The sequence below is a fragment of the Paraburkholderia phymatum genome (assembly GCF_038900715.1).
GTDB classification, from domain to species: Bacteria; Pseudomonadota; Gammaproteobacteria; order Burkholderiales; family Burkholderiaceae; genus Paraburkholderia; species Paraburkholderia phymatum_A.
Genome location: NZ_JAYMRZ010000001.1, coordinates 364,559 through 384,895 on the forward strand (window position 1 = coordinate 364,559; position 20,337 = coordinate 384,895).

Annotated in this window: 21 protein-coding genes and 2 tRNA genes; 12 read left to right on the plus strand and 11 right to left on the minus strand. The window is 63.4% G+C overall.

The genetic code is table 11. The annotated features are described in order from the left end of the window. Positions 1-20: 20 nt before the first annotated feature. Genes hemW through rph form a run of 3 tightly spaced genes read right to left on the minus strand, consistent with a single transcriptional unit; the run spans position 21 to position 2,609 of the window. Positions 21-1,235 (minus strand): radical SAM family heme chaperone HemW, encoded by a 1,215-nt coding sequence (gene hemW / locus VSR68_RS01630; protein ID WP_342938130.1) that lies wholly within the window; start codon positions 1,233-1,235, stop codon positions 21-23. Further along, on the minus strand, positions 1,232-1,876 hold the full coding sequence (gene rdgB, locus VSR68_RS01635; protein ID WP_342938131.1) for an RdgB/HAM1 family non-canonical purine NTP pyrophosphatase: 645 nt from the start codon (positions 1,874-1,876) through the stop codon (positions 1,232-1,234). Before rdgB ends, hemW begins: the two co-directional genes overlap by 4 nt. Further along, positions 1,869-2,609 carry a ribonuclease PH gene (rph, locus tag VSR68_RS01640; RefSeq protein ID WP_342938132.1) on the minus strand — a complete coding sequence of 247 codons (741 nt, stop codon included), beginning with the start codon at positions 2,607-2,609 and terminating at the stop codon, positions 1,869-1,871. The genes rdgB and rph overlap by 8 nt, the downstream gene beginning before the upstream one ends. Positions 2,610-3,003: 394 nt before the next feature. Between rph and VSR68_RS01645 the strand changes: the two genes are divergently transcribed. From VSR68_RS01645 to VSR68_RS01665, 5 genes are all read left to right on the plus strand, one after another. Beyond that, a complete protein-coding gene (locus VSR68_RS01645; RefSeq protein WP_342938133.1) occupies positions 3,004-3,927 on the plus strand; it encodes a YicC/YloC family endoribonuclease in 924 nt (307 codons plus the stop codon). An 18-nt stretch (positions 3,928-3,945) separates the two neighbouring features. Then, a complete protein-coding gene (gene gmk / locus VSR68_RS01650) occupies positions 3,946-4,608 on the plus strand; it encodes a guanylate kinase (RefSeq protein WP_342938134.1) in 663 nt (220 codons plus the stop codon). A gap of 62 nt (positions 4,609-4,670) precedes the next feature. After that, positions 4,671-4,874 (plus strand): DNA-directed RNA polymerase subunit omega, encoded by a 204-nt coding sequence (rpoZ, locus tag VSR68_RS01655; RefSeq protein ID WP_087737994.1) that lies wholly within the window; start codon positions 4,671-4,673, stop codon positions 4,872-4,874. A 76-nt stretch (positions 4,875-4,950) separates the two neighbouring features. Then, complete coding sequence (locus tag VSR68_RS01660; RefSeq protein ID WP_342938135.1) at positions 4,951-7,338, plus strand: bifunctional (p)ppGpp synthetase/guanosine-3',5'-bis(diphosphate) 3'-pyrophosphohydrolase; 2,388 nt, start codon at positions 4,951-4,953, stop codon at positions 7,336-7,338. Between the two features lie 76 nt (positions 7,339-7,414). Beyond that, on the plus strand, positions 7,415-7,906 hold the full coding sequence (locus tag VSR68_RS01665; protein ID WP_342938136.1) for a phage protein NinX family protein: 492 nt from the start codon (positions 7,415-7,417) through the stop codon (positions 7,904-7,906). 142 nt (positions 7,907-8,048) lie between these two features. Here the strand turns inward: VSR68_RS01665 and VSR68_RS01670 are convergent. Together VSR68_RS01670 and VSR68_RS01675 are read right to left on the minus strand one after the other, a co-directional pair. Continuing rightward, positions 8,049-8,125 (minus strand) — tRNA-Arg (locus tag VSR68_RS01670). A gap of 93 nt (positions 8,126-8,218) precedes the next feature. After that, positions 8,219-8,295, minus strand: a tRNA-Arg gene (locus VSR68_RS01675). A 120-nt stretch (positions 8,296-8,415) separates the two neighbouring features. On the opposite strand from VSR68_RS01675, the gene greB reads away from it, so the two are divergent. Next, entirely contained in the window at positions 8,416-8,991 is a 576-nt protein-coding gene (greB, locus tag VSR68_RS01680) for a transcription elongation factor GreB (RefSeq protein ID WP_342938137.1), read from the plus strand. A gap of 156 nt (positions 8,992-9,147) precedes the next feature. On the opposite strand, the gene VSR68_RS01685 is transcribed toward greB, so the two are convergent. Together VSR68_RS01685 and VSR68_RS01690 are read right to left on the minus strand one after the other, a co-directional pair. Next, a complete protein-coding gene (locus tag VSR68_RS01685; protein WP_342938138.1) occupies positions 9,148-10,311 on the minus strand; it encodes a porin in 1,164 nt (387 codons plus the stop codon). A 524-nt stretch (positions 10,312-10,835) separates the two neighbouring features. Further along, positions 10,836-11,078: a hypothetical protein gene (locus VSR68_RS01690; protein ID WP_342938139.1), complete on the minus strand. Its 243-nt coding sequence runs from the start codon at positions 11,076-11,078 to the stop codon at positions 10,836-10,838. 412 nt (positions 11,079-11,490) lie between these two features. Between VSR68_RS01690 and VSR68_RS01695 the strand changes: the two genes are divergently transcribed. Together VSR68_RS01695 and VSR68_RS01700 are read left to right on the plus strand one after the other, a co-directional pair. Next, positions 11,491-11,694 (plus strand): cold-shock protein, encoded by a 204-nt coding sequence (locus tag VSR68_RS01695; protein ID WP_342938140.1) that lies wholly within the window; start codon positions 11,491-11,493, stop codon positions 11,692-11,694. A 339-nt stretch (positions 11,695-12,033) separates the two neighbouring features. Beyond that, a complete protein-coding gene (locus VSR68_RS01700; protein ID WP_342938141.1) occupies positions 12,034-13,221 on the plus strand; it encodes an exonuclease domain-containing protein in 1,188 nt (395 codons plus the stop codon). Here VSR68_RS01700 and VSR68_RS01705 read toward each other — a convergent pair. Together VSR68_RS01705 and VSR68_RS01710 are read right to left on the minus strand one after the other, a co-directional pair. Continuing rightward, positions 13,218-13,814, minus strand: coding sequence for a chorismate mutase (locus tag VSR68_RS01705; RefSeq protein WP_342938142.1), 597 nt, complete (start codon positions 13,812-13,814; stop codon positions 13,218-13,220). The genes VSR68_RS01700 and VSR68_RS01705 overlap by 4 nt on opposite strands. A 342-nt stretch (positions 13,815-14,156) precedes the next feature. Continuing rightward, a complete protein-coding gene (locus VSR68_RS01710; RefSeq protein WP_342932699.1) occupies positions 14,157-14,306 on the minus strand; it encodes a hypothetical protein in 150 nt (49 codons plus the stop codon). 220 nt (positions 14,307-14,526) lie between these two features. Here VSR68_RS01710 and VSR68_RS01715 point away from each other — a divergent pair, with 220 nt between their 5' ends. Further along, a complete protein-coding gene (locus VSR68_RS01715; RefSeq protein WP_342938143.1) occupies positions 14,527-14,907 on the plus strand; it encodes a DUF2946 domain-containing protein in 381 nt (126 codons plus the stop codon). Between the two features lie 105 nt (positions 14,908-15,012). Here VSR68_RS01715 and VSR68_RS01720 read toward each other — a convergent pair whose 3' ends face one another. Beyond that, a complete protein-coding gene (locus VSR68_RS01720) occupies positions 15,013-15,150 on the minus strand; it encodes a hypothetical protein (protein ID WP_342938144.1) in 138 nt (45 codons plus the stop codon). Here VSR68_RS01720 and VSR68_RS01725 point away from each other — a divergent pair. The 3 genes from VSR68_RS01725 to VSR68_RS01735 all read left to right on the plus strand — a co-directional run bounded on the left by VSR68_RS01725 (position 15,140) and on the right by VSR68_RS01735 (position 19,301). Then, positions 15,140-17,446 carry a TonB-dependent receptor gene (locus tag VSR68_RS01725; RefSeq protein ID WP_428983444.1) on the plus strand — a complete coding sequence of 769 codons (2,307 nt, stop codon included), beginning with the start codon at positions 15,140-15,142 and terminating at the stop codon, positions 17,444-17,446. The genes VSR68_RS01720 and VSR68_RS01725 overlap by 11 nt on opposite strands. A gap of 203 nt (positions 17,447-17,649) precedes the next feature. Then, positions 17,650-18,837, plus strand: coding sequence for an exo-alpha-sialidase (locus VSR68_RS01730; protein ID WP_428983445.1), 1,188 nt, complete (start codon positions 17,650-17,652; stop codon positions 18,835-18,837). After that, positions 18,834-19,301, plus strand: coding sequence for a TlpA family protein disulfide reductase (locus VSR68_RS01735; RefSeq protein ID WP_342938146.1), 468 nt, complete (start codon positions 18,834-18,836; stop codon positions 19,299-19,301). Before VSR68_RS01730 ends, VSR68_RS01735 begins: the two co-directional genes overlap by 4 nt. Before the next feature lie 33 nt (positions 19,302-19,334). Here VSR68_RS01735 and VSR68_RS01740 read toward each other — a convergent pair whose 3' ends face one another. Then, positions 19,335-20,267, minus strand: a complete 933-nt coding sequence (locus VSR68_RS01740) for a LysR family transcriptional regulator (RefSeq protein WP_342938147.1) — start codon at positions 20,265-20,267, stop codon at positions 19,335-19,337. Positions 20,268-20,337: the final 70 nt, after the last annotated feature.

Genomic DNA, 20,337 nt, shown 5'->3' on the forward strand with positions numbered 1-20,337 from the left:
GCAACAAACGAAGGAGCCGATCAAGGCTCCTTCAGAAACAGCGCCTGTAGATCGTTGAGGAATGCCTGCCCGAGCGGCGTCGGCGCGATCTTCTCATAGTCGCGCGCGATCAGGCCGCGACGCTCCGCTTCCTGCAACGCCGGCTCGATCGACGTCATCGGCAGACCCGTGCGCTCGATGAACCGATGCACAGGAAAGCCCTCCACCAGCCGCAGCGCGTTCAACATGAACTCGAACGGCAGATCGCGCGCGCCGACTTCATGCTCTTCCTGCACGGCGTTACCCGAGCGCGCTTCATCGATGAACGTCGCGGGATGCTTGAAGCGCATCTGCCGCAGGATACGGTTCGGAAACGACAGCTTCGTATGCGCGCCCGCGCCGATACCGAGATAGTCGCCGAAGCGCCAGTAGTTCAGGTTGTGCTTGCTCTGCCGATGCGGCTTTGCATACGCCGACACTTCGTACCGCTCATAACCCGCTTCGCGCGTGCGCTCGTGAATCCAGTCCTGCATGTCGGCGGAAGCGTCGTCGTCGGGGAGCGGCGGCGGGAACTTCGCAAACAGCGTGTTCGGCTCGAGCGTCAGGTGATACAGCGACAGATGCGGCGGCGCGAACGACAGCGCCGTCTCGATGTCCGCCTGGCATTCGGCCAGCGTCTGCTTCGGCAGCGCGAACATCAGGTCGAGATTGAAATTGTCGAACGTCTTCGCCGCGACCTCGACGGCATGGCGCGCCTGCGCGGCATCGTGAATGCGGCCGAGCGCCTTCAGATGCGTTTCATTGAAGCTCTGGATGCCGACCGACAGCCGGTTCACGCCGCTCACGCGAAACTGCGCGAACTTGTCGGCTTCGAACGTGCCGGGGTTCGCTTCGAGCGTGATCTCGGCGTCGGCATCGAGCGGCAGCAGCGCGCGCACGTCGGACAGCAGCCGATCGAGTCCTTTCGCCGACATCAGACTCGGCGTCCCGCCGCCGATGAACACCGTATGCACCTGCCGGCCCCACACGAGCGGCAGCGACTGTTCGAGGTCGCTGCGCAGCGCGTCGAGGTAATCGTCCTCGGGAAACGCGCCACCCTTCGACTCGTGCGAGTTGAAATCGCAGTACGGGCACTTGCGCACGCACCACGGGAAATGCACGTAGAGAGCGAGCGGCGGCAGCGACGTCAGGCGGATGCTGCCGGGCGACGTGAACGCCTTGATCACGCCGGCTCCCGTCGTCGATGCATGGCTCACGCTTCCTCCTTCAGCCGCGCGAACAGTTGCTGCAACGCGATCGCGCGATGGCTGCTCGCGTTCTTCACGGCGGGGTCGAGTTCTGCCGCCGTCGCGTTCAGCGCGGGCAGATAGAAGTACGGGTCGTAGCCGAAGCCGTTCGCGCCGCGCGGCGCGTCGAGCATCTCGCCGTGCCAGCGGCCTTCGGCGATCAGCGGCTCGGGGTCGTCCGCGTGGCGCACGAGCGCGAGCACGCAGAAGTAGTACGCGCGGCGGTCGTTCACGTCCTTCAACTGCTCGACGAGGCGCGCGTTGTTGGCCCCGTCGCTCTTCTCGCCGCCCGCGAGCTGCGCGTAGCGTGCCGAATACACACCCGGCGCGCCGCGCAGCGCGCGCACGCACAAGCCGGAGTCGTCGGCGATTGCGGGCAGGCCCGTCAGCTTCGACGCATGGCGCGCCTTCGCAAGCGCGTTTTCAACGAAGGTCGGATGCGGCTCTTCCGCTTCGGGCACGTTCAGCGCGCCTTGCGGAATCAGCTCGATTCCCGCCTTGCCGAAGAGCGCCGCGAACTCGCGCAACTTGCCCGCGTTGTTCGACGCGAGGACGATCTTGTGCAGCGCCGGCTGCATCGAAAGTGCCGCGCTGTCGCGACGGTCATTCATCCTTTATCTCCAGAGCGGCCTTCTGCTTTGCGATCAGCGTCGCGATGCCGTTTTGCGCGAGATCGAGCAGCGCGTTCATTTCGCCGCGCGAGAACGGCACGCCTTCCGCGGTGCCCTGAATTTCGACGAAGCCGCCGTCGCCCGTCATCACGACGTTCATGTCGGTGTCGCACTGCGAGTCTTCGTCGTAGTCGAGATCGAGCACGGGCACGCCGTCGTACACGCCGACGGACACGGCCGCGACATAGTCGGTGATCGGCGACGTTTCGATGCGGCCCGTCGCAAGCAGCTTCGCGACGGCATCGTGCGCGGCGACGAAGGCGCCCGTGATGCTCGCCGTGCGCGTACCGCCGTCGGCCTGGATCACATCGCAATCGATGTTCAGCGTGCGCGTGCCCAGGCGTTCGAGATCGAACACGGAGCGCAGCGCGCGGCCGATCAGGCGCTGGATTTCCTGCGTGCGTCCCGTCTGCTTGCCACGCGCGGCTTCGCGGTCGCTGCGCGTGTGCGTGGCGCGCGGCAGCATGCCGTATTCGGCCGTGAGCCATCCCTGGCCGCGATCGCGCAGGAACGCGGGCACGGTCTCGGCGATGCTCGCCGTGCAGATCACCTTGGTGTCGCCGAACTCGACCAGCACGGAGCCTTCCGCGTGCTTCGTATAGTGGCGCGTGATGCGCACGTCGCGCAGCTGATCGGCGGCGCGGCCGCTGGGGCGTTTCGTGATGTCGTTCATCGTCGGAATCAAAGGGAAGAAAGGGCGGAAGGAAACCGCAATTTTACCGCCGATCGGTCCGGCGACGCCCGTGCGCAACTGTTTTCCGGCCGGCTCGCGGATGGCCACGCGGCCCGATGCATCGGCGCATGCACGGCGAGCACGCGCGCCGAACGACGTCGATGCATGCGTCGCCGCGCCATGTGATTTTTGCTCGCGTCGCAGCGCATGCAAAATGCCTGATGGCCGGCTTCGGCCGCGGGCGCCGTCCGGCGGCTCCGTGCGCCCGGCCGGCCCGGCAAAAATGGGATAATGCGCGTTCCCCGCCTCGCGTCTCGTACACGCCGGGCGACTCGAATCCCTGGTCGTGCGATGTGATCGCACATTCGCGCGACCGCAAATCGCGGGACCTATCATGATCTACAGTATGACTGGCTATGCGAGCGCCACACGCGAACTCGCAGCGGCATCGGGCAACGGCGGCGTCAGCGTGTCCGTGGAGTTGCGCACGGTGAATTCGCGCTTCCTGGACCTCAACTTCCGGATGCCGGAAGACGTGCGCGTCTGCGAGCCGACGCTGCGCGAAATGCTGATGAACAAGCTCTCGCGCGGCAAGGTCGACATCCGCATCAACCTGCAGCGCAGCGAGCAGGCGGCGAACGCGGGCGCGCTCAACCGCGATGCGCTCTCTCAGCTCGCGGTGCTGGAACGCGCGGTGCTCGATGCGTTTCCTGACGCGGGACGTCTGCGCACGGGCGAAATCCTGCGCTGGCCGGGCGTGCTCGCGGAGAGCGGCGTGTCGCCGGAAGTGCTGCGCGATGCCGTGCTCGAATGCGGCAAGCAGGCGATCGGCGATCTGATCGACGTGCGCGGCCGCGAAGGCGCGCAGCTCGCGACGATGCTGCTCAACAACGTCGGCGAGATGGAAGCCATCGTCACGAAGATCACGCCGCTCGTGCCGGAACTGATCGCGAAGCATCAGCAGAAGATCGTCGAGCGTCTGCAGGAAGCGCTCGGCATCGCCGCGCCGGATACGGCGGCAACGATCGTGTCGCGCGAAGAGATCGCGGAGCGCATCCGTCAGGAAGTGACGATGTACGGCATTCGCATCGATATCGCGGAAGAGCTGTCACGCCTCACCGCGCATCTGAACGAAACGCGCCACGTCATCCAGAAGGGCGGCAAGGTCGGCAAGCGTCTCGACTTCATGATGCAGGAGCTGAACCGCGAAGCGAACACGCTCGGCTCGAAGGCGGCCGCGAAGGAACTCGCCGATTCGTCGATGACGCTCAAGCTGCTCATCGAGCAGATGCGCGAACAAGTACAAAACCTGGAGTAATACGGGAGTCTCACCAGCATGACCGAAACCAAACGCAATCCATACGCAGGCGTTTATCCCGGCAACCTGTTCATGGTCGTCGCGCCGTCGGGCGCCGGCAAGTCGACGCTCGTCAACGCGCTGCTCGCGCGCGACTCCGCGATCCGTCTGTCGATTTCATACACGACGCGTCCGCCTCGTCCGAAGGAGCAGGACGGCGAGCACTATCACTTCACGACCGTCGAAGATTTCCTTGCGCGTCACGACGCGGGCGAGTTTCTCGAAAGCGCGGAAGTGCACGGCAACTACTACGCGACTTCGCGTGTGTGGATCGAAGAGCAGATGAAGAGCGGCCATGATGTGCTGCTCGAAATCGACTGGCAGGGCGCGCAGCAGGTGAAGAAGCAGTTCCGCAATGCCGTCGAGATTTTCATCTTGCCGCCGTCGCTCGAAGCGCTCGAAGAGCGCCTCAAGAAGCGTGGCCAGGACGAGCCGAACGTGATCACGCGACGCCTTCTCGCAGCGGGCAGCGAGATGGCGCATGCAGCGGAAGCGGAGTATGTCGTGATCAACGAGAAGTTCGATCACGCGCTCGCCGAACTGCAGTGCCTCGTCTCGGCGACACGTTCGCGCTTCACGTCGCAATACGCGCGCCACACGGAGCTCTTCATGCAGCTCGGCATTCACTTGCCGCACGCCTGATACGGGCGAGCTGTCGAGGACATAAGGTAGAATAACCGACATACAGAGAAGGAATTTTCAACATGGCCCGCATTACCGTCGAAGACTGTCTGAAACAGATCCCGAATCGTTTTGAACTGGCGCTTGCCGCGACCTATCGCGCACGTCAGCTCGCTCAAGGCCACACGCCGAAAATCGAAAGCCGCGACAAGCCCACGGTCCTCGCGCTGCGTGAGATTGCGGCTGGCCAGGTTGGCGTCGAAATGCTGAAGAAGGTGCCTGTCTAAGGCGCGCTTCAGGTTTCGATCGTCATGTAACTCAACCCAACGCGTGCAGACGGCACAATCGCAAACGGAGGCGACCATGAGCACTAACCCCTCGCCATCCGCAACGGAAGTGGAACACGCTGCCCACGAACACGATAGCGAATCGCCATCGTCTGCACGCAAGTACATCGACGCGGTCCTCGAACAATCGTTTCGCCATCTGTTCGGGCCGACCGCCACGCCGGAGCAGCCGCGCCGGCATGACGTCGTCTCGATTGCCAAGCTGACGTCCGCGCTATCCGGCTATCTCAGCCCGGAAGAGATCAAGGAAGTCAAAGCGGCTTTCCACTTCAGCGACGAAGCCCACCTCGGGCAATACCGTCAAAGCGGCGAACCCTACATCACGCACCCTGTGGCTGTCGCGGAGATCTGCGCGGCCTGGAAGCTCGACGCGCAGTCGATCATGGCCGCGCTCCTGCATGACGTGATGGAAGACCAGGGCGTGACCAAGACCGAACTCGCGGAGCGCTTCGGCGCGAAGGTCGCGGAGCTGGTCGACGGGTTGTCGAAGCTGGACAAGATGGAGTTCCGCAATCGCGAGGAAGCGCAGGCGGAGAACTTCCGCAAGATGCTGCTCGCGATGGCGCGCGACGTGCGCGTGATTCTCGTGAAGCTCGCGGACCGGCTTCACAACATGCGCACGCTCGGCGCTGTGCCGCCTGAAAAGCGCCGCCGCGTCGCGCGCGAGACGCTCGACATCTACGCGCCGATCGCGCACCGGCTCGGCCTCAACAACACGTATCGCGAGCTGCAGGACCTGAGCTTCGCGAACTTCAATCCGCATCGTTACGCGACGCTCGAAAAGGCCGTGAAGGCGGCGCGCGGCAATCGCCGCGAAGTGGTCGGCAAGATTCTCGAATCCGTGCAGCGCGCGATTTCGGATGCGAAGCTCGACGCCGAAGTGACGGGCCGCGAGAAAACCATCTTCAGCATCTACAAGAAGATGCGCGACAAGCAGCTGTCGTTTTCGCAGGTGCTCGACGTGTACGGCTTCCGCGTGGTCGTCGAGAGCGCGCTCGAATGCTATACGTGCCTCGGCGCGTTGCACGCGCTCTACAAGCCGGTGCCGGGCAAGTTCAAGGATTACATCGCGATTCCGAAGGTCAACGGCTACCAGTCGCTGCATACGACGCTCGTGGGCCCGTTCGGCGCGCCCATCGAGTTCCAGGTGCGCACGCGCAAGATGCACGAGATCGCGGAAGCGGGCGTCGCCGCGCACTGGCTGTACAAGAACGGCGGCGCGGATCTGAACGACGTGCAGAAGCGCGCGCATCAGTGGCTCAAATCGCTGCTCGACATTCAGAGCGAAGTCGGCGATTCGAGCGAATTCCTCGAGCACGTAAAGATCGATCTGTTCCCGGACGCCGTCTACGTGTTCACACCGAAGTCGAAGATCATGGCGCTGCCGCGCGGCGCGACGGCGCTCGACTTCGCGTATTCGATCCACAGCGATCTGGGCAACCAGTGCGTCGCGGTGAAGATCAACAACGAACTGCTGCCGCTGCGCACCGAGCTGAAGAGCGGCGATATCGTCGAAGTGATCACCGCGCCGTATTCGAAGCCGAATCCCGCATGGCTGGGCTTCGTGCGCACGGGCAAGGCGCGTACCGCGATCCGCCACTATCTGAAGACGATGCGCCTGAACGAGTCGGTGCAGCTGGGCGAACGCCTCGTCGATCAGTCGCTCAAGGGCTATGGGCTGTCGCTCACCGACGTCACGCCGGAAGTGTGGGACAAGCTCGTGCTGTGGACGGGCAACAAGAATCGTCAGGAAATTTTCGCGGATATCGGCCTCGGCCGGCGTGTCGCCGCAGTGATGGCCAAGCGCATCGAGGTACTGATGAGCGGCCGCGAAGGCCACGAAGCCGACGACGAGAATCCGCGTGCCGAGCAGGGCGCGACGCCGAGCGCGCCGCCCGTTGTCATCACGGGCACGGAAGGAATGTCGGTGCAGCTTTCCGCGTGCTGCCGGCCGATTCCCGGCGACGACATCATGGGCTATATCGGCATCGGCCTCGGCATGGCGATCCACACGACGGATTGCCGCGTCGCCCAGCGTATCCACAGGCGCGACCCGGGCCGCTGGATCGACGTCGCGTGGGCGCCGCAGCCGGGGCGTCTGTTCGACGTCGCGATCAAGGTGCTGGTCAAGAACACCAAGGGCGTTTTCGCGCGCGTCGCGGCGGATATCACGTCCGCCGACGCGAACATCGTCCACATTGCGATGGACGAAGACCAGTCGCAGGAATCGACGGTCCTGCGCTTCGTCATTCAGGTCAGCGACCGCGTGCATCTCGCGAACGTGATGCGCCGCGTGCGGACCAATCCCGACGTGATGCGCATCGCGCGCGAACGTCCGAGCGAAGAAGGGCACCGTCATCACGACGGCGGCATGCGGATCGAACGCGAGCGCGCCGATTACTGAAATCGAAGTTGAGCGGCGGGCGCGCCGTTTGCACCACTGCGCGCAAGCCTCTGCCTGTTTTCACGGGAACAACGCGATGAACGTAGCTGATCTCTCCGGCCTCGCGCTCGACTACTGGGTTGCACGCAGCCTGCACGACTTCGTGCGCGAAATCCACTTCACCGATAGCGGCCGCGTCGTCTCGATACGCGGCAACGACCGCGGCCGTCCGTGGGATGGACGCTTCACGCCGTCGACGTCGTGGGAAGCGGCGGCCGTCGTGCTCGAACGCGCGCAGCGGCTCGAAGTGCGCGAGCGCACGCGCGAGGGCGCGGCGCATTGCGTCGCCGACTTCGAGGGCGGGCACGGGCCGGTGTCGGCGCATGGCGACTCGCTGCGTAACGCGCTGCTGAGGGCCTTCGTGATCAGCCGGTTCGGGGATACCGTCGACGACGTGCTGCGCCAGCCTCAGGCGCTCTTTGGGATGCGCGCGACGCCGATCGGCGAGCAGGCGTCGCCGTTGGGTATCGAGAACGAACTGCCGAAGCCGGATGGCGAAATCGGCGATATCAAGTCGACGCCGCGTTGACACGAGGCCTCATGCGCAGCACGATCGGGGAAAGGGCAAAACCGGAAGGCAAAAACGCCCGCAGAAAGGGGCCGCAGAAAGGGGCCGCAGAAAAGGGTCGCAGAAAGACAAAGGGCCTTCCGGATGGAAGGCCCTTCATGGGTGGCGCGGCTGGCAGGATTCGAACCCACGACCCCTTGGTTCGTAGCCAAGTACTCTATCCAACTGAGCTACAGCCGCACGCTAAGCTTGAACTGCTGGGTTGCGCACACTGCATTGCGTACAACCCGGTGAAACGAAAGGGCCTTCCTGAAGGAAGGCCCTCGAAGGAGGTGGCGCGGCTGGCAGGATTCGAACCCACGACCCCTTGGTTCGTAGCCAAGTACTCTATCCAACTGAGCTACAGCCGCACGCAGAAATGAGATTATAGCAATGTCTCGGAAAAAGGGAAGGGCTAACCCTGAAATTTGTGACAGTAGCCGTATCATGTACCCTTGCTATATGGATGTCCGCTTGAACGCTGAATCATCATGAACAAAGCCTTTGTCAAAGAATCGACTGACGAGAACGACGACGATCTCGAAGCCGCTCAACCCGACGTGCCCGCGGGCGCGAAGAACTACATCACGCCGGCCGGCTACAGGCGCTTGCGCGATGAACTGCTGCATCTGATCGACGATGAGCGGCCGGAGGTGGTCAAGCTGGTGTCGTGGGCGGCATCGAATGGCGACCGCTCCGAGAATGGCGACTACATCTACGGCAAGAGGCGGCTGCGCGAAATCGACCGTCGTATCCGCTTTCTGACCAAGCGCATCGATCTGGCCGAGGTCGTGCAAAGCAGCCGGCAGGAAAACACGGATCAGGTGTTCTTCGGCGCGACCGTCGAATACGCGACGGAAGACGGCGAGACGCACACGGTGAAGATCGTCGGCATCGACGAGGTGAATCTGGACGAGGGGCACGTCAGCTGGATTTCGCCGGTTGCGCGCGCGTTGCTGAAGGCGAAGATCGGCGATCAGGTGACGTTGCATACGCCCGCAGGACCGCAGACGATCGACGTGCTGGACGTGATCTATCCGACGCGCGAGGAAGAGGGGGACGCGTAGGCGGCCCTGACGGCCTGCGTGCGCCGCAGCGTCGCCGATGAAGCGCGGCGACGACCGAAAAACGAGGACCTGCAAAACGAGGACCTGCGCGAAAAGCGAGGACGAAAAAAAGCGCCGCAAGCGGCGCCTTTTTCATGCTGCGAGTACTGCCGATGCTTAGAAGCGGTGACGCAGGCCAGCCGTCACAGCGACTTGCTTCTCGTTGCCCGACGCGTTCAGACCGTTGATGTTCGCGTTGACCAGCGAGTTTTCGCTGACTTGCTGGTATTCGCCCTGCAGGTAGACGTCGGTACGCTTCGACAGTGCGTAGGCCGTTTGCAGGTTGAACTGGTTCCAGTGCGGGCGCTCGCCAGCCATGCTCGCACGGGTGTACGTGTACGAACCGGCGATGCTGATAGCCGGCGTCAGAGCGTAGCGTGCGTTCGCTTCGAAGTTCTGGAAGTGACCGCTGTTGCCGCCGAAGCGGTTCTGCAGACCCTGGTTACCCGACGCGCCCTGGTTGATGCCTGCCCACTGCGACAGGTTCGTCTGCGAGTACACGAGGCCGACGGTTGCCGGGCCGAACGTGTAGTTCGCGCCTGCGCCCCACGTCTGCTGGCGGCCAGCGAAGAACGTGTTGTCGCCCGTGACTGCGCCGCTGCCATTGAATGCCGCCGCCGCGCCCGTTGCGCCGTTGCTGTTCAGTTGCAGGTAAGCAGCAGCGAGGTTGAAGCCTGCGAAGCTGTACGACGCGCCAGCGCTGTATGCGCGGTTGTTTGCGAAGCCGTCAGCCTGGTTCGAGAAGCCGTACAACGCGCCGAACTTGAAGCCAGCGTAGTTCGCGCTCTGGTACTTGACCGAGTTGTTGACGCGGAACGAGTTGTTCAGGTTGTCGTTGTCGAACGGGTGGGCGAACTGCGTGCCGCCGTATTGCGTGCCCGTCAGCGAAAGCGGACCGACGTAGTCGACCATGCTGTCATATTGACGGCCGAGGGTCACGGCGCCGAACTGGTCGCTTGCGAGACCGACGAACGCCTGACGGCCGAACAGACGGCTGCTTTGCTTCAGCGTGCCGTCATTGATGCCGAAGCCGTTTTCCAACGTGAAGATCGCCTTCAGGCCGCCGCCGAGGTCTTCAGCGCCGCGCAGACCGAAACGGCTGCCGTTCACCGAGCCGCTCGTCATCTGGACGTTGCTGTGACCCTGGTTCGGGCCAGTTGCCTGGTTGTTCGTGTAGGTGATGCCGGCGTCGATCAAGCCGTACAGCGTGACGCTGCTTTGCGCATGCGCAGCCGTTGCAAATACGCCCGTCAGGGCAGCGACCATGAGAGTCTTTTTCATCTTTGTAACTCCGAGAACAGGATGGGTTTTAGTACCCAGGCTTGAAGGAAACTTCACGCGAGCGCTGCGAGAGGCAAATCGCGTGAACAACGCACGGTGACCGACGTGCGTTCGTTTCCGGGTAGGCAAAGTGTAGAGACGTGACTCGCCAGATGGCTGTTCCGAATTTCGCAATAAAGTATTACGGGATAGGAAATTATCGAGCGAAAGCCTGAAAGCCTTATTCAGAAAGGCTTTCAGGCTGATTGAGTCGTGCCAGGGGAGGGTGTCAACCTTTACGCGTTGTTCAATTACGACACGAAATGATGTGCGAAAACAACGCGAAAATGGCGGAATTCAGATTGTTGTCAACATTGAAATAGTAGTTTGCGAGATGCGCATCTATTCAAATCCGTATCCAACGCTATACTGAAAGTTCTGCTTTTCGAAGCAGACTTTTTCGTTGACGAAAAAGATCTCCAAACCTTTGTCGGCGCGACTTTCTCCAAGTCGCGCTTTTTTTTGCCTGCACTTACAGCATCGATTTATTGATGCTTTCCATCCGCAACGACGGGAGCAAATTCGAGTCCCGGCGTCAGACTCCAATCTTCGATCACATAGTGACGCGCGTCCATTGGGGATGACAGCAGGTTCTGCCAGTGATCGCCGTGCCACATCGGATCGAACTCCAGCGCGGACGTGCGCTGCGCGGGGCCGTCAGCGCGCGGTGCGTCTTTCGGGGAGTGGAACAGTTGGGCGGCGATGCGGAGGAAGGTATCGAACAGCATGGCATTTCTCCAATTGCGAACTGCTGGCTAGAATCTTGCGATTCACGTGTTACCTTAACAACCCGTGGAAACACTTACGAAAGACACGATTTGTTACACGGCGGAAAAATTTGCCCATCTGTCTTCGTTATAGCAGACAAAAACCGGCAATACAGACCGATTTTATTCCGCATACTTTAAGAAATTTTCGTGCTCACGTTCGCTTTTATGACGGGTTTGACGAACGCCCAAACACCAATTTGAAACCGCTTGACGCCTCCATCTGGTTCCCCGTATAAATGCCATGCTGGATTTTCGATAGCGGGACGCTAATCTGTGCTTTACGCATATATTTCCGTTTTTTGAAATTCGTGAATCGTAATCGGCATTAAAGGGCATTGCCTGTTTAGTCAAATATCGAGGAAAGTGGAATATGGAAACCGGTATCGTCAAATGGTTTAACGATGCTAAAGGCTATGGCTTTATCACGTCCGACACGGGCGGCGAGGATCTCTTCGCGCACTTCTCGGAGATCCGTTCGGAAGGCTTCAAGTCGCTGAAGGAGAACCAGCGCGTGTCGTTCGACATCAAGGCAGGGCCGAAGGGCAAGCAGGCTGCCAACATCCAGCCGCTCTGATCTGCGTCGAACGTTCGCCCAGGATAAACCCTCGCATTGCGAGGGTTTTTTATTTGCGGCGCGACGAACGTTAATGCAGCGTCCGAATCCGATGCCGCCTTAGCGGACAGAGTTCGAAAACGTTTCCTTTCGCGTGCGAATCGATCCGGATTAACGCCGACGGGTAGGCGTTATCCCTGATTGATGATTTATTTATGACAAGCAAGTGGAATAAATATAATCCGGCGAATGCAGTAAAAGGGTCGAGCGCAAATTCCCATGACATGAAAATCGCGCGCGCAAGCAGTGCCGTCGATAGGGCATACTTGTACCAAGTCCCGCATTGCACAAGTTTTTCTCATGTCCGTACCGTTCCTGCTTGATCCGGCCCTCGACGTGCCGATTGCCTTCGTCGACCTCGAAACTACAGGCGGCTCCGTAGGCACGCATCGGATCACGGAAATCGGCATCGTCGAATTCGGGCCGGACGGCGCGTCCAGCTGGACCACCCTCGTCGATCCCGGCCAGCCGATTCCCCCCTTCATCCAGCAGTTGACGGGCATCACCGACGACATGGTGCGCGGCGCGCCCACGTTCGAATCGATTGCAGCCGATCTGTTCGCGCGGCTCGACGGCAAGCTTTTTATCGCGCACAACGCCAGTTTCGATCGCGGATTCCTGCGCAACGAGTTCCAGCGCGCGGGCTACGCGTTCAATCCGGACGTGTTGTGCACCGTGCGACTGTCGCGCGCGCTGTTCCCGGCGGAAAAGCGCCACGGACTCGATGCGCTTGTCGAGCGGCATGCGCTCGTGCCGTCCGACCGACACCGCGCCCTTGCCGACGCCGATCTGCTCTGGCAGTTCTGGCAGCGCCTGCATGGTCTCGTCCCCGTCGACGTGCTGCGCGCGCAGATCGACAAGACGATGCGTCGTTATCAGCTGGCGGGCGATATCACCGAAGATCTGCTCGATACCGCGCCGGCCGGCTGCGGCGTGTATGCGTTCTATGGCGAGAACGACGCGCCGCTGTACGTCGGCCGAAGCGTGCGCGTGCGGCAGCGTCTGCGTTCGCATCTGACGGGCGAGCGCCGTTCGTCGAAAGAAATCAGGCTTGCGCAGCAGGTGCGGCGCGTCGAGTGGCGCGCGACGGGCGGCGAGATCGGCGCGCTGCTCGCGGAAGCGCAGTGGATCGCGACGCTTCGCCCGCCGCTCAACCGTTTGCCGCGCGTGAGCCGCGCCGATCCCATCGATGCTCCGTGGCCTTACGAAGGTGCGATTGCGTTCGAAGAGCGCGATGCGTCGGAAGGCGCGCGTGTCTTCCATGTCGTCGACGGATGGCGCTATCTCGGGCACGCGCCGTCGCTGGCCGAAGCCTCGGCGCTGTTTGCCGCCGACTCGCGCGGCGCGTTCGAGCTGTCGACATGGCGCATCCTCCAGACGCACCTCGCGCGCGGACTGCGCGTGCTGCCGCTGTCCCGCGCATCGGGCGACGCCAACAGCGCCGCCGCCGCGGCCGCGCCTGCTACGGCGGCCATCGACGCCGCCTAGCCCGTCGCCCCGACGCCCCCCGCTTCGCACACATGCCCAAGCGCTCGCGTGAGCGCCGCATTGCGCGTGTTGTCGTAGCGGGTGAGCGATTTCCAGTTGTCGATGCCGCGTGCGACGCGTGTCGGGCAATCGTCCTGCGCGCGCAGCGTCTGCATGCGCGCGAGCGCAGCGATCAGCGATTGCGTCAGCTTGTCCAGTTGCGGCCTCAGGCTGGCCGCGAGATCGGGTGCCGCGCCTTCGGGCGGCCGGGTGGCGCGCCACGAATCGAACAGCGCGTTCTGCACTTCCTTGCTCGCGTCGATCTGATCCTGGAAGAACGCGCGCGCGAATGCGGGATCGACGCCCGCTTTCGTCGCGCGCTTCTCGACGTCGGCGAGCAGCGCCTGTTCGCGCGGCGTATCGGTGATCGGCTGATGATGCGCCCACTTGTAGCGCGCGACAGGCTCGGCCAGCGACAGACGCTGCGAGGCGAGCGCGATCAGATTGGTGAGCGCGGTGTCGTCGCCATCGGCGCGCGCGGGTGTCGGGGCGAAGGCGAGGGCAAAGGAGAGCACGATCGCGGCAGGCGCGCCGAGGTGAAGCGAACGGATCATTGAGCTAGACAGCCCGAAGCTGCGCAGGAAGGAAAACACAAGAGAATAGACGAAGCGCGCGGCATGCGTTTGCGCATGCACATCGACGGCCGCGCCGCAGCCGGGCAAAACGCAGGGAAGAGGTCAGCGAGTACGAACGAGCGCGCGTGCGTCACGTTGACGCGCGATTAGCCGTCGCTCAGATGGAGAGCGAAACCAACGGCGAGTGAGGCGCGAACACAGGCACAAGCACAGGCGCGCGCAGATTCCGCGCCTCGATATGCGAAGCGCACGGACGTGCATCGACATTGCGCGCATTCATCCGATGCGCGGGCCCCGATGCTGCAATGCACACGTCAACCGTTACTTCGGTTCGCACGACTTGCGTTGTTCGTCGAAGAACGCGCGAACGTGCTCGGGCAGTTCCGCGCTCAGAAATTCGACGCCTGCCGGTTCCGGATCCGGGCTCGAGACCTTGTCGGGGGTCGGAATCTTCGGCGGTTTGGTATCCATGATGTCTTCTCCTTTACGAAATCATTATCTTCCTTGGCATGCGCGTCGGACCAGCGCTGCCGCACACAGCCGATGTTTTGGCGCACCCCCTGTTGCTTTAACGGCACAGGGTCCCAGGCATTGACGCGCGTTGTTTAGAATTTAACGATTGCCTTTGCAGTACGTCTAAACACCCTCTCGCGGCCGTTGCTATACTGCGCGCTCACTCTTTCAGGTAGCGATGGCACGCCCGACACGCTGGATCAGTCTCGTATGGCTGGCGCTGGTACTCAACGTACTGTCGCCCGTCATCGGCTATGCGCGTGCTCCCGGCTCGCAAGGTCCGCTCTCCGTCGAACTCTGTCATGCGGCCGGCGCGAAGAACGTCGTCGTCGACCTCGGCGATTCGCACGACAGCACGCCGAAGTCGCACCTCGTCATTCCCCACTGCGTCTACTGTCCGGGCTTCGCTGCGAACTTCGCACTTGGCGCCAGTGTCCCGTTCGTCCCGCCTCCCGTCCGTGCGCTTGCTTACGCGCGCGCCGTCGAACCCGAAGTCGTTTTTGTGCGCCGCAGCGTCCGCGTCGCACAACCTCGTGCCCCTCCCGTCACGTCGATCTGAAGCCCTTTCAGCCCCTCGTTCGCCTGCGCCTGACGTCACCAAGACGTAGCGGGTGGCGAACCGCCGTGCGTGCCTTTGCTCCGTGTTTCCCGCTTGCCGCGTCAGTCATGCGGCGGGCGGCTTGGGCATGCGCACCGGCAGGGCGTCTTCGATCACGTTCCCAGGACTCTTCATGCGCATCGCCTCCGCTGCGCTGTCCGCACGCACGCCGCTCTCAGTGGCTTGCGCGGCAGTGTTCGCCATTCAACCTGCGTGGGCCGATCAAAGTACGACCGATCGTGCCACCCCGGATACTTCGGTCTCCCACTCTTCTGTAACGAGCGATTCCACGGATTCGTTGACGGAACCGGCCGGCACGCTGCAAGCCGTCAGGGTCACGGCCGCGCGCGCCGCGCCCGCGTTTGCGCCGGATACGCCTGGCGTCGTCGAAACGGTCACGCGCGAGCAGATCGACGCGCGCAACATCGTCAATACGGAAGACACGCTCAAGTACGCGCCGAACGTCATGGTGCGCAAGCGCTTTACGGGCGACCGCAACTCGGTGTTCGCGGGCCGCGACTTCAACGAGTTGCAGAGCGCGCGCGGCCTCGTCTATGCCGACGGGCTGCTGCTGTCGAACCTGCTCGGTTCCAGCTATGCCTACCCGCCGCGCTGGTCGCTGATCGCGCCCGACGACATCGCCCAGGTCGAGGTGCTGTACGGGCCGTTCTCGGCGCTGTATCCGGGCAACTCGATCGGCTCGACGGTACAGATCACGACGCGCAAGCCCGAGGAGCTCGAAGCGTCGCTGGATACGCAGCTTTTCACGCAGCATTACGACGACCCGTATGGCTTCACGAAAAGCTTCGGCGGCAATCACGAGTCGGCGCATATCGCCGATCGCATCGGCCGCTTCTGGTATTCGCTGACGCTCGACCGTCTCGAGAACAACAGTCAGCCGCTCCAGTACGCGAGCCCGAGCAGCGCGTACAACGCGAAGCTGGGCGCGCCCGTCGCGGTGACGGGCGCGGCGACGGATACCGGCCCGAACGGCCAGCCACGCGTGATCGTCGGTCCGCAGATGATGGAGCGCACCGAGCAGATCGGCGAATCCGTGCGCATGGGCTACGCGCTGACCGATCACGTCGACGCGACGCTCACGCTCGGCCATTGGGAGAACCACTACAAGGATCGCGCGCAGACCTTCCTGACGGATCCCGCCGGCAACCCGGTCTATGCGGGCAACGTGACGATCGGCGGGAAAAACTACACGATCGCGCCGACGGCGTTTTCGCCCGCCAACGGCGATCAGGAGAACTGGCTCTACGCGTTCGGCCTGAACGCGCGGCTCGATTCGGGCTGGAAGCTGTCGGGCGTCGTATCGGCGTACGACGTGTCGCGCGACGTGCTGCGCTCGTCGACGACGGCGCCGCCCGCTGCCTATGGCGGCGGCCCCGGCACGATCTTCTTCGGCGACGGCACCGGCTGGCGGACGCTCGACCTGAAAGCGGAATCGCCGTTGTACGCGGGCCACGCGCTGACCGTCGGCTATCACTTCGACAACTATTTCCTGCGCAATCAGACATACAACACAGCCGACTGGCTGAACGGCTCTCCATCGACGCTCGCCAGCACGTATCGCGGCGACACGCGCACTCAGGCGCTCTACGGCCAGGACGCGTGGCGTTTCGCGCCCGGCTGGCTCGCGACGCTCGGCCTGCGCTACGAGCGCTGGGACGCTTACGACGGCGCGCTCGGCAACGGCACGTCGAGGTTCGGCTACGCGGACCGCAGCGCGAACGCGCTGTCGCCGAAAGCGTCGGTGCAATGGCAGGCCACGCAAGACTGGCTGTTCCGCCTGTCGTTTGCGACGGGCACGCGCTTTCCGACCGTCGGCGAGCTGTTCCAGGGGACGATCTCGAACAATGCGATCGTCAACAACAATCCGGGCCTGCGCCCCGAGAAGGCGATCGACTGGGACTTCACGGCGGAGCGCGACGTCGGCGTGGGTGTGGTGCGGGCGAGCGTGTTCCAGAGCGACCTGCGCGACTCGATCTACAGCCAGACGACGGTCAACGGCGCATCGACGGTCACGAACATCTCGAACGTCGATCGCGTGCGTGCGCGCGGTGTCGAGCTGGCGTTCTCGGGGCAGAACGTGCTGCTGCGCGGGCTCGATCTCGACGCGAACGTCTCGGCGACCAACGCGCGCATTCTGGCCGACTCGGCGAATCCGTCGTATGTCGGCAAGCGCTTTCCGCGCATTCCCGTGATGCGCGCGAATCTGCTCGCCAACTACCACTTCAACCCGCAATGGCAGGGCAGCGTCGGCATACGTTATTCCGGCCGCCAGTACAACACGCTCGACAACAGCGACATCAATCCCGACGTCTACGGCGGCACGAGCTCGTTCCTGGTCGTCGATCTGAAGGCGCGTTACCAGATGGGCAAGCACTGGCTCGCGTCGGTCGGCATCGACAACCTGACGGACCGCCGCTACTACGTCTTTCACCCGTATCCGGGACGCACGTTCTACGGAGAACTCAAATGGTCGCTTTAAGAAAATGGACGGCGGCGCTGGCCGCTGGCTTCTCGCTGATGCTGACGATGCAGCCGTCGATGGCGCATGACGCTTCGAACGATCCGCACGCGGGGCATGCGATGCAGATGGACATGAAGGACATGAGCGGCATGAGTGGCATGAGTGGCATGAGCGGCATGAGTGGCATGAGTGGCATGAGCGGCATGAGCGGCATGAGCGGCATGAGTGGCATGAGCCGCATGGGATCGGGCCCAGGCGCGAAAGCCGCGAACGTAGCCAAAGCGCCGCTCGCGACAGGCGCCGCGTTCGACGCGCAGCATCGCTTGTGGGTCGCGTGGGTCGAAGGACAGCATGTCGTCGTCGCGCATTCGAGCCACGCCGACAAAGCGGGCCGCACACTGTCGCCGCCCGTCGTGGTCAACGCGATGCCCGAGCCGATCTACACGAGCGCCGAGAACCGTCCGAAGATCGCCGCGAGCCCCGACGCGAAAACGGTCTACGTCACATGGTCGATGCCGCTCGACGCGCCGTACACGGGCATGGTGCGCTTCTCGCGCTCAACGGACGGCGGCGCGACGTGGAGCGTGCCCGCCACTGCCCACGGCGACCGTCAGCCGATCACGCATCGCTTCGATTCGATGATCGTCGACGGACAGGGGCGCATCTTCGTCGCATGGATCGACAAGCGCGATCTGACGGCGGCGAAGAAAGCGGGCAAGGCGTATGACGGCGCGGCCGTCTACTACGCGGTATCGACGGACGGCGGACAGTCGTTCCAGCCCGAGCGCAAGGTCGCCGACCACACGTGCGAGTGCTGCCGGATCGCGCTGGCGCTCGACAACAAAGGCCGGGTGCAGGCGATGTGGCGCAACGTGTTCGACGGCCAGACCCGCGATCACGCGCTCGCCGTGCTGCCCGCTGATTCGCGCGAGGCCGTCGTGCCGGTTCGCGCGACGTTCTCCGGCTGGCATATGGAAGCGTGCCCCGAGCACGGCCCGGCGCTCGCGATCACGCCGGACGGCGTGCGGCACATGGCGTGGTTCAGCGTCGTCAACGGACGCGCCGACGTCTACTACTCGCGCCTCGACGCGAACGGCAAGCCGATCGGCGAGCCGTGGGCGTTCGGTGACACCGGCAAGGCGGACGATCAGGCGTCGCACGCGGCGCTGATCGCGCAGGGCAAGACGCTGTGGCTCGCGTGGAAGGACTTCGACGGCGACACGATGCGTCTGATGCTGCGCCGTTCCGACGACGAAGGCGCGCACTGGAGCGCGCCGCGCATGCTCGCGCAGACGGCGGGCGGCAGCGACAATCCGCAGTTGCTGGACGACGCAGGGCGCGTCTATCTGTCGTGGCGCACGCAAAACGACGGCTACATGCTCGTGCAGGCCGGGGAGGGCAATCAATGAAACGAATCTGGATGGCGCTCGCCGGCGCCTTCATCGCCGTCGGCGCACACGCAGGCAGTCTCGAGCCGCTTCGCGCAGCGGATGTGAACGCGCTCTTCGCTGCGCCGCAAGGCAAGCCGCAGATCGTCGAAATCTGGTCGCTCGATTGCAGCTACTGCCGCGAGAACGCGGCACGGATCGTCGAATGGCAGAAGAACCATCGCGATGTGCGGCTGACGATGATCGCGATGGACCCCATCGACGACAACGCAGCGGCGCTTTCGCAAGTCCTTGCGTCGCTGCCGTTGCCGTCGCAGACCGCGCTCTACGCGAACGCCGAGGCGATCCCCGACAAGCTGCGCCGCGCGCTCGATCCCAACTGGCACGGCGAGATGCCGCGCACGCTGCTGATCGACGCACACGGCGCACGGCAGTCGAGGAGCGGGCTGTTGCAGCCCGCCGTGCTCGACGCCTGGCACCGGTAGCGCGCGGCGAGCCAGGCTTCGGCGCTTCCTGCTTCAAGCGCGCGACCGGCGGCGCGTATGTCCCGCGCGTGCGGACATCGCCTCGTTCACCGCGTCGCGCATGCACTGCGCAACGAGTTCCGACGCCTTCGTGCGCGACGCGCGCGCGGGCCGCGCAATCACGAGTGGCTGGCGTATGGTCTCTTCGCGAATGGGCCGCTCGATGGCGCCCGTCGACGACGAAGCCGTTTCGCTCTGCGTGATCAGCAGCGACACGCCGAGCCCGTGCGCGACCATGCTGCGCACCAGTTCGAGCGACGTCGCCCGATAGCGCACTTCGGGCGCGAGCCCGCATTGCCAGAACGGCGCCATCAGGAATTCGCGGCTGTGCGGCAGATCGATCAGGATCAGCGGCTCCTTCGCAAGCTCGTGCAGCGAAAGTTTGCCCGCCTTCTTCGCGAGCTTCGATGCAGCGGGCACGAGCGCGTAGGGTTTCAGCTCCGCGAGACATTCGCGTTCGATATCGGCGGGCAGGCCGACGTCGTACATCAGCGCGAGTTCGATGTGGCTGCTGCGCAATCCTTCTTCGAGCTGCACCAGATCGCCTTCGACGAACCGTATCGACAGGTCCGGAAAGCGCGTGCGCGCAATGCGCAGCAGCGCGGGCAGATAGACGGGCGCAATCGTGCTGAAGACGCCGATCTGCACTTCCCCCGATGCCGCGTCTCCGCTGTCGTCGGCTTCGAACGATGCGGCGGCGTTCAGCAGTTGGCGCGCTTCCGCGAGCTTGCGCACGCCGAAGCGCGTCAGCGTCATCTTCGCGCCCGTTTCGCGCGTGAAGAGCGTGTCGTCGAATAGCGATTCGAGTTCGCGTATCGCGACGGAAATGGACGGTTGCGAGACGTTCAGCTGTTTCGCCGCGGCTGTCGTGCTGCCTGTTTCCGCTGTCGCCGTGAAATAGCGCAGAAGCCGCAACGAGACACGCATCGGAAAATCCTATAGGTGCTAGTTTGAATCGATATTTTACTTGATAGGCTGTGCAGGCCGAGAATCGGTG

Excerpts from the sequence above, each read along its gene's own strand:
- VSR68_RS01660 (WP_342938135.1), top strand. The coding sequence starts at position 4,951 with ATGAGCACTAACCCCTCGCCATCCGCAACGGAAGTGGAACACGCTGCC.
- VSR68_RS01740 (WP_342938147.1), bottom strand. The coding sequence starts at position 20,267 with ATGCGTGTCTCGTTGCGGCTTCTGCGCTATTTCACGGCGACAGCGGAA.
- rpoZ (WP_087737994.1), top strand. The coding sequence starts at position 4,671 with ATGGCCCGCATTACCGTCGAAGACTGTCTGAAACAGATCCCGAATCGT.
- VSR68_RS01700 (WP_342938141.1), top strand. The coding sequence starts at position 12,034 with ATGTCCGTACCGTTCCTGCTTGATCCGGCCCTCGACGTGCCGATTGCC.
- gmk (WP_342938134.1), top strand. The coding sequence starts at position 3,946 with ATGACCGAAACCAAACGCAATCCATACGCAGGCGTTTATCCCGGCAAC.
- rdgB (WP_342938131.1), bottom strand. The coding sequence starts at position 1,876 with ATGAATGACCGTCGCGACAGCGCGGCACTTTCGATGCAGCCGGCGCTG.
- greB (WP_342938137.1), top strand. The coding sequence starts at position 8,416 with ATGAACAAAGCCTTTGTCAAAGAATCGACTGACGAGAACGACGACGAT.
- VSR68_RS01695 (WP_342938140.1), top strand. The coding sequence starts at position 11,491 with ATGGAAACCGGTATCGTCAAATGGTTTAACGATGCTAAAGGCTATGGC.
- VSR68_RS01720 (WP_342938144.1), bottom strand. The coding sequence starts at position 15,150 with ATGGCGAACACTGCCGCGCAAGCCACTGAGAGCGGCGTGCGTGCGGAC.
- rph (WP_342938132.1), bottom strand. The coding sequence starts at position 2,609 with ATGAACGACATCACGAAACGCCCCAGCGGCCGCGCCGCCGATCAGCTG.
- VSR68_RS01645 (WP_342938133.1), top strand. The coding sequence starts at position 3,004 with ATGATCTACAGTATGACTGGCTATGCGAGCGCCACACGCGAACTCGCA.
- VSR68_RS01715 (WP_342938143.1), top strand. The coding sequence starts at position 14,527 with ATGGCACGCCCGACACGCTGGATCAGTCTCGTATGGCTGGCGCTGGTA.
- VSR68_RS01665 (WP_342938136.1), top strand. The coding sequence starts at position 7,415 with ATGAACGTAGCTGATCTCTCCGGCCTCGCGCTCGACTACTGGGTTGCA.
- VSR68_RS01705 (WP_342938142.1), bottom strand. The coding sequence starts at position 13,814 with ATGATCCGTTCGCTTCACCTCGGCGCGCCTGCCGCGATCGTGCTCTCC.
- VSR68_RS01730 (WP_428983445.1), top strand. The coding sequence starts at position 17,650 with ATGAGTGGCATGAGCCGCATGGGATCGGGCCCAGGCGCGAAAGCCGCG.
- VSR68_RS01690 (WP_342938139.1), bottom strand. The coding sequence starts at position 11,078 with ATGCTGTTCGATACCTTCCTCCGCATCGCCGCCCAACTGTTCCACTCC.
- VSR68_RS01710 (WP_342932699.1), bottom strand. The coding sequence starts at position 14,306 with ATGGATACCAAACCGCCGAAGATTCCGACCCCCGACAAGGTCTCGAGC.
- VSR68_RS01685 (WP_342938138.1), bottom strand. The coding sequence starts at position 10,311 with ATGAAAAAGACTCTCATGGTCGCTGCCCTGACGGGCGTATTTGCAACG.
- VSR68_RS01735 (WP_342938146.1), top strand. The coding sequence starts at position 18,834 with ATGAAACGAATCTGGATGGCGCTCGCCGGCGCCTTCATCGCCGTCGGC.